The sequence below is a fragment of the Shewanella sp. MTB7 genome (assembly GCF_027571385.1).
Taxonomy (GTDB): domain Bacteria; phylum Pseudomonadota; class Gammaproteobacteria; order Enterobacterales; family Shewanellaceae; genus Shewanella.
Genome location: NZ_CP085636.1, coordinates 36353 through 49279, shown reverse-complemented (window position 1 = coordinate 49279; position 12927 = coordinate 36353). Strand labels below are relative to the sequence as shown.

Annotated in this window: 10 protein-coding genes; 5 read left to right on the top strand and 5 right to left on the bottom strand. The window is 43.3% G+C overall.

Annotation, left to right across the window (positions count from 1 at the left end; translation table 11 throughout):
* Positions 1-22 precede the first annotated feature (22 nt).
* Entirely contained in the window at positions 23-1465 is a 1443-nt protein-coding gene (locus tag HWQ47_RS00195) for a TrkH family potassium uptake protein (RefSeq protein ID WP_269969213.1), read from the top strand.
* 281 nt (positions 1466-1746) lie between these two features.
* A complete protein-coding gene (locus HWQ47_RS00190) occupies positions 1747-3318 on the top strand; it encodes an EAL domain-containing protein (protein WP_269969212.1) in 1572 nt (523 codons plus the stop codon).
* A gap of 180 nt (positions 3319-3498) precedes the next feature.
* Here the strand turns inward: HWQ47_RS00190 and hemG (HWQ47_RS00185) are convergent, their stop codons facing one another.
* Positions 3499-4038, bottom strand: a complete 540-nt coding sequence (gene hemG / locus HWQ47_RS00185) for a menaquinone-dependent protoporphyrinogen IX dehydrogenase (RefSeq protein ID WP_269969211.1) — start codon at positions 4036-4038, stop codon at positions 3499-3501.
* A gap of 215 nt (positions 4039-4253) precedes the next feature.
* On the opposite strand from hemG (HWQ47_RS00185), the gene HWQ47_RS00180 reads away from it, so the two are divergent.
* Positions 4254-4559: an ArsR/SmtB family transcription factor gene (locus HWQ47_RS00180; RefSeq protein WP_269969210.1), complete on the top strand. Its 306-nt coding sequence runs from the start codon at positions 4254-4256 to the stop codon at positions 4557-4559.
* 84 nt (positions 4560-4643) lie between these two features.
* On the opposite strand, the gene hemG (HWQ47_RS00175) is transcribed toward HWQ47_RS00180, so the two are convergent.
* The 4 genes from hemG (HWQ47_RS00175) to pepQ all read right to left on the bottom strand — a co-directional run bounded on the left by hemG (HWQ47_RS00175) (position 4644) and on the right by pepQ (position 8847).
* Positions 4644-5171 (bottom strand): menaquinone-dependent protoporphyrinogen IX dehydrogenase, encoded by a 528-nt coding sequence (hemG, locus tag HWQ47_RS00175; protein WP_269969209.1) that lies wholly within the window; start codon positions 5169-5171, stop codon positions 4644-4646.
* A 30-nt stretch (positions 5172-5201) separates the two neighbouring features.
* Positions 5202-6659 (bottom strand): TrkH family potassium uptake protein, encoded by a 1458-nt coding sequence (locus HWQ47_RS00170; protein ID WP_269969208.1) that lies wholly within the window; start codon positions 6657-6659, stop codon positions 5202-5204.
* Positions 6660-6786: 127 nt separating this feature from the next.
* Positions 6787-7410, bottom strand: coding sequence for a YigZ family protein (locus tag HWQ47_RS00165; protein ID WP_269969207.1), 624 nt, complete (start codon positions 7408-7410; stop codon positions 6787-6789).
* Between the two features lie 117 nt (positions 7411-7527).
* Positions 7528-8847, bottom strand: a complete 1320-nt coding sequence (gene pepQ, locus HWQ47_RS00160) for a Xaa-Pro dipeptidase (RefSeq protein WP_269969206.1) — start codon at positions 8845-8847, stop codon at positions 7528-7530.
* Between the two features lie 297 nt (positions 8848-9144).
* Between pepQ and fadB the strand changes: the two genes are divergently transcribed.
* Complete coding sequence (gene fadB, locus HWQ47_RS00155; protein ID WP_269969205.1) at positions 9145-11295, top strand: fatty acid oxidation complex subunit alpha FadB; 2151 nt, start codon at positions 9145-9147, stop codon at positions 11293-11295.
* Positions 11296-11316: 21 nt separating this feature from the next.
* Positions 11317-12480, top strand: a complete 1164-nt coding sequence (gene fadA / locus HWQ47_RS00150; RefSeq protein ID WP_269969204.1) for an acetyl-CoA C-acyltransferase FadA — start codon at positions 11317-11319, stop codon at positions 12478-12480.
* Positions 12481-12927: the final 447 nt, after the last annotated feature.

Sequence of the window (12927 nt, the reverse complement as noted above, 5' to 3'; positions counted from 1 at the left end):
TAATCTAATTGGTATGAGTACTATGCTGAATCTTCGACCTCTACTCTTTATTTTGGGCATTTTTCTGTCGACTCTGACAGTCTTTATGTTTATCCCACTTCTTTTCGCCCTTTTTTATGGCGAAGAGACTGAGGGTGCATTTATGATCTCCTCGTTGGTCACAGGCACTTTTGCCAGTGCTTGCATACATCAGGGACGAAGTAGGAACATACATCTCAATATCCGAGACATGTTTCTTTTGACCAGTTTAACCTGGCTTATAGTCAGCTTCTTTGCCGCCATGCCTTTCACCTTGTACCACGGCATTAACTATACCGATGCTTTTTTCGAAACGATGTCAGGAATCACCACCACAGGTTCAACCGTGCTATCCGGGCTCGATACCATGGATCACAGCATTCTTATCTGGCGATCTTTGCTGCAGTGGATGGGAGGCATCGGCTTCATCGTCATGGCTGTTGCTGTACTGCCCTTCCTCAATGTCGGTGGCATGAGACTGTTTCATACCGAATCATCAGACTGGAGCGACAAAGCGATCCCCAGAACTCAGGATATAGCTAAACACCTTTTCTATATCTATCTCCTACTCACCATTGTGTGTGGAGTGGCTTATCACCTCTCCGGAATGAGCTGGTTCCAAGCAATTAACCATGCCATGACCACATTGTCGACCGGGGGATACTCAACCTCTGATAGTTCAATGGCCGCATTTTCCAACCAATCACACTGGGTTGGTATCATTTTTATGATCGCAGGCGGTTTGCCACTGCTTATGTTCGTCAACAGCATTCAGCGGCGTTCACTATGGGTCTGGAATGACGCTCAGGTAAAAGGATTTATTCTGTTTATCTCTACCGTTTCCATTGGACTTGCCTTCTGGCTATGGCTAGGACACGAGATAACCCCCATTGATGCTCTGCGTTTAGCCAGTTTCAATGTGGTCTCAGTAGTCACCACCACAGGCTATGGCCTCACGGATTACACCGCTTGGGGAGCATTAGCCAATATTGCCTTTCTATTTTTGATGTTTGTTGGCAGTTGTTCAGGATCAACATCAGGCGGCATTAAGATTTTCCGCTTCCAGATAGCGGGCGCTATCATGCGCGAGCAACTTAAGCAGCAATTTCACCCTAACGGTGTATTTAAGGAACGCTATAATAACCGCATAATCAGCGATGATATCGTACGCTCTTTGGTGACTTTTATTTTACTGTTTATGATGGTTATCGTTGCTCTCTCAATTATTTTAGTTTTAACAGGACTCGATCCCATCACCAGTTTTACTGGTGCAATCACCGCCGTCACCAACGTGGGTCCAGGGTTAGGCAACATTATTGGTCCCGCAGGAAACTTCTCAACGCTGCCAGATGTAGCAAAGTGGGCACTGGCTATTGGGATGCTATTGGGTCGTTTAGAGATACTGACTGTAGCAGTATTGTTTCACCCTAGCTTTTGGAAGTATTAGTTCGAAATACTTGGATCAAAAAGAATATGACTTTGCTTAGATAATCTCTTTACGCATTTCTGTTGATGATGAAAAATGTCTTATCTAGTTGAATTGATGAAAAGATGAATTATTGAAACAGTCAAATCCTCTTTAGAATCATCTGGAAGTGTAATTTCACATATTTGGACGAATATCATACAACCATGATAAAATACAGTAGGTTGTATTGATTTAATCATCATTTATGTTTTGTGTCCTTAATCCTAGATAATTTAGATTAATACAAAATGAGACAACAAGTGTCCCCAGCAATTAGCATTCATCGCCACTTTCTTACCTTAATGGTTATAACTTCGATCATCGCCATCGCTATTATATTGGCTTTTGCTAGCAGTTACTGGTTGGTCAAAAACGAAATCCAAAATGATTCCCAAGATCTGGTTATGTTTATCGATGGTCGTTTACAAACCGCCTACCAAGATTTACAAAGGCTCGATCAGATCCCCTATCAAGAGTGTAATGACGCGGGGAAAGAGTTGCTCAAAGAGTTTCTATTTGACACGGTCAATGGCGGTCTGTTCTTGGTGCGTAGCCTGGATGATAAACCATTGCACTATTGCAGTGCCGTGGGGAATATGAATTTTGATCCTAATGCTACAGGAAGCGGTGAGTTATTACCGGTGCCGAATTTGAAGAGAACTAACTTGTTACTGGGTGAGTATGAATGGCAAGGTCAACTGCGCCGCGATTTATTTATGGTGTATCAAGGTCGACAAGTTAATCTACGTCGATTGCCGCTGATGGAGAATTATCCTTTTTATGAGGCCCATTTACAGGGTCATCGACGAGTTCATATGCACCTGAGTAATGGTGAGATAGTGATGGAGCTAGGCAGTTTCAACCAAGAAGAGCTAACTATTGTCAGCGTCGAGAGTGATCAGTTTCCTTTTAAAGTGACCGCAGTGGTTAGTCCACAACGAGTATTAACGTTAAGTAAGTATTATTTTGTGACTTTCTTATTACTACTAACAATATTTGTTTTGTTATTGCGGCATTCATATAAATTGCGTATACAGCTCCGTCAGAGCTTAAGGTATCGCTTGCAAGATGCGGTTACCCAACGCCAACTGCAAGCCTATTACCAGCCTATTATTGATGCCTCAACCCAGAGAATTGTAGCAGCAGAAGCCTTAATCCGCTGGATAACTCCTGAAGGTGAGGTGATCTTACCAAATAGTTTTATCGCCGAACTTGAACAAAGTACGTTAATCAACGAAGTCACTCAACAAATTATAATCGACATGCCTAAGGATCTCGCCGCAGTTTTAACTGCGGATAGCCAATTTCGTTGTGGTGTTAATTTAATTGCCGAGCAGATAGAATCGCCAATTTGTGTCGATTGGCTCACGCAGCTGGCAGCCGAGGGTTATCCTTGTCAACAATTAGCCTTAGAAATAACCGAACGTTCACCCATTTATGATATGCCCAATGCCAAGATTAATTTGGATCGCTTTAGAGCCTTAGGTTGCTGGATAGAGCTTGATGACGCAGGTACTGGTTATGGCGGCGCCAGTTATGTGCAGCAGTTACATCTCGATGTGATGAAAATTGATAAGCTGTTTATCGATACTTTGGGACTGATTGACAATCGCACTCAAGTATTGGACGCCTACGTCAACATGGCACGCAGTCTAAACTTGGAAGTGATTGCCGAAGGGGTTGAATCCTTAGCGCAATCCCAAGCACTATTAGCAAGAGACGTACATTTGCAACAGGGCTATCTATTCGCTAAACCCATGCCAGCTAAAGAGTTTGTCAATTTTTGGTATCATTGGCAAGCTAAGACCAATAACAATACTCAAGGCGAATAAGTAAAATATCCATATGGTTTAATCTATAAGTAAAATTTTCAATATTGGCGTCAAGAGATTGCGATACTAAGTAACATATCCCGTATAAACCTCTCCAAGTAGAAGGATTGCAGTCTTTGCCTTTGAGTTGGCCTTCATTCGAAGGCCAACTCAAATAACAGGTATAGAAAAAGCTGAGCATTACTCAGCTAGGCTAATCAAGTGATCGGCATAGACTTTAACGTCATCCCAGTCGGTGTAATCAATAACAGATTTGGGATCGGTTGGCCCACCAGTAATCTTCATTATGAATTGAATAGCGAGTCTGTCCCACCAACGCCATGAAGGATAATCCACCTTACCAGCGATCACTTTGACATCTTTTGGCTTCCACGGAGAGAGTTCGATAAACTTCTGCAGATATTTATTATTCTCTGGAACTCGCTTTTCTGGCTTACGAGCCACCACATTGACACTATAAAAACTGTTCGGCTTACCACTTAATGCTGCCTGATGCTGAGTGGTGAACTCAAATACGCTCTTGTCGTAACTGCCATACATAACACAGGCGCCGAGTGCGACACTGTCATACTTAGTCCAGTCGATCCCCACCTTTACCGCTTCACTAATATGCATGACGGTCGATTTATGACCCTGATGCTCAATATGTTCAGCGATAGCACGACTAATCTTAGCGGTATGTCCGCCTCGGGAGTAATAAAGTACAAGAACTGATTTCATTCACATGCCTAATTTATAATCTTAATTGCTTCCTCTATTGTTTCAGTATGTCGAACAATAAACAGGATAATTGATCACAAATTAGCACTAGCTCATATAATTCCCCTTCAAAATTGAGATCTCCGAAGGGTCCTAGTGATTGTTTTTACTCTACAACTCAATTAGAATTAACTAATGAAACAATAGGTAGATAGTACAAAGGAGTGAATGAGCCCATGCAAAAAGAGATCGATGTCGATGCAATGCTATCCAATGCTGAGAACGCAGCAAAATGGCTTAAGGCTATCGCCAACCCCTATCGTCTAATGATCTTGTGCCTATTGCTAGAGAACGAATACAGCGTCACTAAGCTGAATGAGACGATTCCTTTGAGTCAGTCAGCTTTATCACAACACTTAGCCGTTTTACGTGCTCAAGATCTTGTCTCTACACGCAAGAGTTCGCAGGTGGTGTATTACTCACTCAAGAATGAACAAGTCACTAAAATCATATCGATCATGTATAAGCAGTTTTGTGCTTAGTTATTAAAACAATAAGCGACCTGACTTGTAAACTAAAAATGCCAGTCACTCGACTGGCATTTTTAGTTCTCATCACAGCTAACCCTATCTATCGGCAAACGCCTTGCCAAAATCTTCAACTTGCTGCCAGTCGGTGAACTCAAAAGTACCACTGGTATCAGTCGGCCCTTTGGTCATCCACATAATAAAACGTATCATGCTTTTGTCGAAGAAGCGGTACTTGGGATAATCAATTTTACCGGCAAAGACACCTAGCTGTTGAGGTTTCCACAACGATAATTCAAGAAACTTCTTCATATATGGGTTAGTTTCCGCAGTGTTCTTCTCAGGCTTTCTTGCCACAACATTCACTGTAAAAAAAGCATTCTGTTTTGCTCTCAACACCGCGTGATGATGATTAATATACTGATACAACTCAGGCCGATGTTTACCATACCTGATGCTAGCCCCAATCATTATTTTATCAAAACCAGCTAAACTCAACTCCTTTGCTTCTTCCAATGAAGCGACAGTAACCTCACTCTCTGCAGTTTGATTTATCCCTTTCATAAACTCGCAAATTGCGCGTGTTTGTCCATCGACTGTTGAGTAGATAATAAGCGTCTTGTTCATCGATAATCCTAAATAATTTTTCGGCTAACTTTAGTTCTTCCAAAATGTAGGTGTAAATAGTACTAACAAAGTAAAAACTTCGAGTCGACCAAATAACATCGCCAATAATAACACCCACTTCTCTGCATCGCCGATACTGGCATAGTTACTCGCCACTTCGCCTAAGCCAGGTCCTAGGTTATTTAAGCAAGCCGCCGTGGCACTGAAGGCGGTAATGTTGTCCATCCCCAGAGCCATTAGTAACAGCATACACAAGACAAAAACTAAGGCATAGGCAGAAAAGAACCCCCAAACCGCATCAATAATTCTATCGGGTAACGCTTTGTCGCCGATACGAATTGAGAACATCCCTCTAGGATGAACTAGACGTTTCAGCTCCCTCGAGCCTTGCTTTAACAGCAAGATCATCCGTATTACCTTGATGCCACCAGCTGTAGAACCACCACAACCACCGATAAAACTGGAAAAGATAAGTAGCATGGGCAAAAACAGTGGCCACATATGGAAACTTTCGGTTCCGAAACCTGCCGTCGTCGAGATAGACACTGCCTGAAATAGTGCAAAATCTAAGGTTTGCTCCGGAGAGTCATAAATTCCCGAATGATATAGGGTAGCAAAACAGATCCCTGTTAGTACTAATTGCACGATGATCAATGCTTTAAATTCGGCATCTTTAAAGTAAATTTTAAGGTTGATACCACGCCGAGTAAACGCCGCGAAATGCAGACTAAAATTGAGCGCGGCGATCAAGAGAAACACCACACAGACCATGTTTATCGCCGTACTATCAAAATAACCTATGCTAGCATCATGAGTTGAAAACCCGCCAATGGCTATGGTCGAAAACGAGTGACAGATAGCATCGAAAACATCCATCCCAGCTAACCAATAAGCAACTGCACAGGCTATTGTCAGGGCAAAATAGATATACCAAAGAGCCTTGGCGGTCTCGGCTATACGAGGTGTCATCTTACTGTCTTTGACAGGTCCAGGCATCTCAGCCCTATATAACTGCATTCCCCCGATACCTAACATTGGCAAGATGGCCACAGCTAATACAATAATCCCCATCCCCCCTAACCATTGCAACAGATGTCGATAAAAGAGAATAGCTTTAGGTAAAGAGTCCAAACCAACAATCACCGTCGCCCCTGTTGTAGTCAGGGCTGAGAATGATTCGAAGAAACTATCTGTGACACTGAGATCCGGTTGACTGCTAAAGAGAAAAGGCACAGCACCGATAGACCCAAGTACCCCCCAAAAAAGCACAACTAACAGGAAGCCTTCTCGAGTGCGCAGATCTTTTTTATGATGTCGATTTGGATACCAAAAAAGAAAGCCAAGAAATAAACTGAGAAAAAATGCTTGTATAAAGGCAGTACCACCACCGTCTTTGTAGATCACCGCTATCAATGCAGGAGGAAGCAGTGACAGGGAGAATAACCCCATTAAAAAACCGGTGATTCTTATTATTGTTCTATATTGCATTCAGGTTTTATAACATCCGTTAAAAATTCATGGCAATTCGGCCACCTAGCTAGTTGCTCACAACACTGCCAAATAACCTGTAGACACAGGTTATTTGGCAGTTTAACACGCTTTAGACAAGGCTGAATCACTCTTTCAAAAATTCAAACTTAGCCGCTAAACTCCCTTGGCTCATGGTCGCCAGATCTCGATTTAAATTTGTTTGAAATCGCTTGGGAATAACAAAGTTAACCGTAATCTTTTCCATAAAACCCCGCTCCTCTATTACACAATCATATTGAGCTAAAAGATACTCTACATCTTTTAGCTGGCTATAATCACAAACAAGTAACCCAGGATAACGGATCTGTTTCACTTGTGTCTGTAACTGGGTTAACCCCTGCTTTATGCCTGAACTGTATGCTCTGACTAATCCACCGACACCTAGCTTAGTTCCACCGAAATAACGTACTACGATAGCCCCTATTTCGCCAATATTCGCGCCCTGTAACATAGCCAACATAGGGCGCCCAGCACTCCCTGATGGTTCACCATCATCACTGGACCCCATAGCCACAGTATTGTCGGGCTGTGCAGCAACAAAAGCATAACAATAATGATTTGCTCCAGGATAATCAGCTTTAATGTTAGTAAGTGCACACTTCAGCTCTTCATATGACTGACATTGAAAAAGAAAAGAGATAAAGCGACTATGCTTTATCTCTTCTTCTACAATCAATTCAGCCGACGGGATCCGATAACTATCACTCAATACAGCACACCTTTTGCTTCATCAATTCATTAACCAAAAAAATAACTATGATTAAGTATGTATCTTTAATAATAAATATCCGCCACGCAGTGGCCTAAAATTGAGCTGCGCAGCAGATCAATTTAACCCACAGTCTCGGGTCATATTCTCATTGCGGTCGCTGTGGACAATCACATTATCTTCGATCCTGATCCCACCAAAAGGACGCAGCAGATCAACAGTGTTCCAATTAACCAAACTCTTTCTAGTATCTTGTTTTAATTCATCTAGCAGAGAATCAATAATATACAGACCTGGCTCAATAGTGAGCACCTGGTTCACCGCTAATGTGCGTGTGCATCGTAAAAATGGATAGGCATCAGGCGCCGCAATATGAGTACCACGCTCATCATGGAGGAAACCACCCATATCATGGACCTGAAGCCCCAACATATGGCCCAAACCATGGGGAAAGAAGACGCTAGTGATCCCTTGGTCAACTAACTCTTGTGGATCACCAGAGGCGATATTGAACGCCACTAAGATGTTGGCTATTTTTTGATGAGTCGCAATATGCAGATCCACATATTTAACGCCTGGGCGCATCATAGCCACTATCTCTAGTTGTAGCTTGTTCATCGCTTCGATAAGCTCGCTAAAAATATTTTTCTCAAAAGCATAGGTACGAGTTATGTCTGACGCATACCCGAAAAAACTAGCACCGGCATCAATGAGAAAAGAACGTCTGTTATCGGGACGCAAATGCTCTAATTTGGTGTAGTGTAAAATAGAAGCATTTTCATTCAAAGCTATGATGTTACTGTAAGGAACTTCATTTTCCCCCTGATTAGTCGCGGTCAGATACTCCTGCTGGATCTCAAACTCACAGCCACCATTAAAGAAAGCATTTTTAGCAGCAATATGTCCTTTAACAGCAATCTCATTAGATTTTCGCATACACGCTAACTCGTATTGCGTCTTACTCGCCCTATGGTAATGCAGATAACTCATCACGGCATCTGGATTACGGGTCTTAAACCCAAGCACTTCGGCAACATCTAAATGTTCACCAATGTAAGCCCATTGACCGATATCATTTGGCAGTAATTCAGCCACCTTGTCAGCTTTGGTTAATAGTTTAATCTCTACATGATCAGCCCAAAAGGCATCGGGAAGATCAGCCACCTTATGCCAAAAATCTACCGGACGGTAGAAGATCAACTGCGGCTTATCTCGACCATTAACAAGCAACCAGCAGTGGGGGTTATCTAAAATGGGCAGCCAAGCTTTAAAATGAGGGTTAACTTTAAACGGATAGTCCATATCATCTAGGAATTGTCGATGAGGCTGGCCCGAATGGATCACCAAACCAGAAAGGTTTTCACGTGAAACAATCTCTGCAACGCGATGATTCAACTCTGCGATGTGAGATTTAAAATGATTAGCCAGCTGATCCATGTGCTATTCCCTATTATTAATTATTATGTTTTAACGTCAAAAGCAAACTACCACTTTCTACTCGATAATATCATGGTGTAAAAAGTAAAATTCGTCACTAGAAACAGTTTAACATAAAGCATAAAAATCACTCTACCCACACAGCAATCAAACACCTGTTTAAATTGGGTGTTGTAATTTGATTCAATTCGTCGCACACTGAGAAGTATCTGGTCAGTTGATGACCTGCGCTGAGTTAACGACGTTACCCTCGCTACATATAATTAAAGGCACGTATCACGCAAAAGGAAGCAAGCAATGATCTACCAAAGTCCTACGATTCAGGTTGAATTACTTGAAGACAATATTGCCCGGTTATGCTTTAACGCTGCTGGCTCAGTCAATAAACTAGACAGAGAGACAATAGACTCACTCAATGCTGCATTAGACGCGATTAAGCAAGAGTCAAAAATTCAAGCTCTGATCCTGACGTCAGCCAAAGGCGCTTTTATTGTTGGTGCTGACATCACAGAGTTCCTCGGTTTATTTGCTCAAGAAGATAGTGTACTTCTTCCTTGGATTGCCGAAGCAAATGATGTTTTCAACAAAATTGAAGATCTACCGTTCCCAACTATCTCAGCCATTAACGGTTTTGCACTCGGCGGTGGATTCGAGACCGTACTAGCAACCGACTTCCGTATTGCTGATACCACAGCCAGACTGGGCCTTCCTGAAACGAAACTGGGACTAATCCCTGGCTTTGGCGGAACTGTTCGCTTACCTCGTCTGATTGGTGCCGATAACGCACTTGAGTGGATAACCACAGGTAAAGATCACAAGCCGGAAGCAGCTTTAAAAGTGGGCGCTATTGACGCCGTTGTTGCTCCGGAAAATTTACAAGCATCGGCTATCGCCATGTTAAAAGAAGCCCTTGCAGAGAAATTAGATTGGCAGGCTCGTCGTGCTAAGAAGCAGGCACCGCTCAATCTACCAAAACTTGAAGCTATGATGTCGTTTGCGACCGCAAAGGGCATGGTATTTAAGGTAGCAGGTAAACACTACCCTGCGCCAATGGCTGCTATTGGCGTTATCGAGCAAGCAGCTCGCTGTAAACGTGCCGATGCGCTTAAAATAGAACATCAAGCTTTTATCAAACTCGCAAAAACTGACGTAGCTCAGGCCCTTATTGGTGTGTTCCTTAACGACCAGTTCGTTAAAGGTAAAGCAAAGAAGGCTGGCAAACTGGCGAAGAAGATCGATACGGCAGCAGTACTCGGTGCCGGCATCATGGGTGGTGGAATCGCTTACCAGAGCGCAAGTAAAGGGACACCGATTGTCATGAAAGACATCGCGCAACCCGCTCTCGAACTTGGTTTAGGCGAAGCATCTAAGTTACTTGCTACACAAATTAAACGTGGCCGTTCAACGCCTGAAAAAATGGCCAAAGTACTCAACAATATCACGGCAACACTGGATTACATCCCAGTGAAAGATGTCGATGTGGTGGTCGAAGCGGTTGTTGAACATCCAAAAGTTAAATCAATGGTACTTGCCGAAGTTGAGCAACATGTATCTGATGATGCCATCATCACTTCAAATACATCAACTATCTCTATCAACCTACTCGCTAAGAGCCTCAAGAAGCCTGAACGCTTCTGTGGTATGCACTTCTTTAATCCTGTACATAAGATGCCGCTAGTAGAAGTTATTCGCGGTGAAAACAGCTCTGAAGAAACAGTAGCATCAGTTGTGGCTTATGCCAGTAAGATGGGCAAAACCCCTATCGTTGTTAATGATTGCCCAGGCTTCTTTGTCAACCGCGTACTCTTCCCCTACTTTGCGGGCTTCAGTGGCCTACTTGCCGATGGCGCTGACTTTGTTGCTATCGATAAAGTGATGGAAAAGCAATTTGGCTGGCCTATGGGCCCAGCATACCTACTCGACGTAGTGGGTATCGATACGGGTCACCATGCTCAAGCTGTTATGGCGGAAGGCTTCCCAGATCGTATGGGGAAAAATGGTAAAGATGCTATCGACATTATGTTTGAAGCGGATCGCTTCGGACAAAAGAACAGTAAAGGTTTCTACGCATACTCAGTAGATCGCCGCGGCAAGCCAAAGAAAGATGTCGACCCAAGCAGCTATGAGCTATTAGGTGCCGAATTTGGTGAGCTTAAAGCTTTTGAATCCGATGAAATCATCGCACGTACTATGATCCCTATGATTATCGAAACAGTACGCTGTCTCGAAGAAGGCATTATTGCTACGCCAGCTGAAGCGGACATGGGCCTAGTCTTTGGTCTTGGTTTCCCGCCATTCAGAGGTGGTGTATTCCGCTATATCGATACTATGGGTGTCGCTAACTTCGTTGCTCTTGCTGATAAGTATGCTCACCTAGGTGGTCTATATCAAGTCACAGATGCAATGCGCGAACTTGCCGCTAAAAATGGCAGCTACTATCAAGCTTAATAAGTGGGAAGGAATAGAACAATGAAACAAGCCGTTATCGTAGATTGCATTCGAACTCCCATGGGTCGCTCTAAGGCTGGAGTATTTAGAAATGTACGTGCAGAGACACTCTCAGCAGAGTTGATGAAAGCACTATTGGTTCGAAATCCAAAACTAGATCCTAAGGACATCGAAGATGTTATTTGGGGTTGTGTACAACAAACACTAGAACAAGGCTTTAATATCGCTCGAAATGCATCGCTACTTGCTGGCATTCCGAAAGAAGCAGGTGCCGTCACTGTAAATCGCCTTTGTGGTTCATCTATGGATGCACTACATCAAGCAACACGCGCTATCATGACTGGTCAAGGTGATACCTTTATCGTCGGCGGTGTAGAGCACATGGGTCACGTGCCTATGAATCATGGTGTCGATTTCCATCCAGGTCTTGCCAACAATGTCGCAAAAGCGTCAGGCATGATGGGGCTTACTGCAGAGATGCTAGGCAAAATGCACGGCATCACTCGTGAGCAGCAAGATGCATTTGCAGTACGTTCACATCAACGCGCTCATGCTGCGACTGTTGAGGGACGTTTTGCTAATGAGATCCACCCAATCGAAGGTCACGATGCCAATGGTGTATTGATCAAGGTTGAGCATGATGAAGTTATTCGTCCAGAAACCTCTATGGAATCTCTTGCAGGCTTACGTCCTGCATTTGATCCTGCAAATGGTACTGTAACAGCAGGAACTTCGTCGGCACTGTCTGATGGCGCTTCGGCCATGCTAGTAATGGAAGAGGAGAAAGCGAAAGCTTTAGGTCTGCCTATTCGAGCACGTATTCGCTCAATGGCTATTGCCGGTTGTGATGCTGCGATTATGGGTTACGGTCCAGTACCTGCGACCAAGAAAGCGCTTGAACGTGCCGGTCTAACTATCGATGACATCGATGTTATCGAGCTCAATGAAGCCTTCGCAGCTCAATCACTTCCTTGTGTGAAAGACTTAGGTTTGATGGATGTGGTTGATGAGAAGGTTAACCTTAACGGTGGCGCTATCGCTTTGGGTCATCCACTGGGTTGTTCTGGTACTCGTATCTCTACAACGCTGATTAACTTGATGGAAGCCAAAGATGCAAAATACGGTTTAGCGACCATGTGTATCGGTTTAGGCCAAGGTATAGCTACGATATTTGAACGTCCATAAGTTTATAAAACCAACTGTTTTAAATTAGTTATAAAAAATCCTAGTGACTTGTTACTAGGATTTTTTCGTTCGACATGGATTATCCTCTAACCTTAATTTACGCTTCCCTTTAATACCAATTACATTAAATATGTTATCAAATCAGAGGCGCTCAAATTTTTCATTCAAGGCGTGTTGATGAAAGAATGGTTACTCCCTTGTAAGTCAATGCAAAGCAGAAGTGGAATGTTTGAGCGCCTCCCATAGGGCGGGTTTCAAAACGCTGGATGCTGTGTTGAATGATTTATATATACAACTGCATGGATGCAGAAGTTAGGGCGAAGCAGGATGCCAGAGCCGAGAATAACTATTAGCTTCAATCATCCGCAAGCCACATGGATGTGGTGAATGTTGGTATTGCAGGAGCATAGCCCTTGCCTTCAGCGCTTTGAATTCCCGCTGAATGAA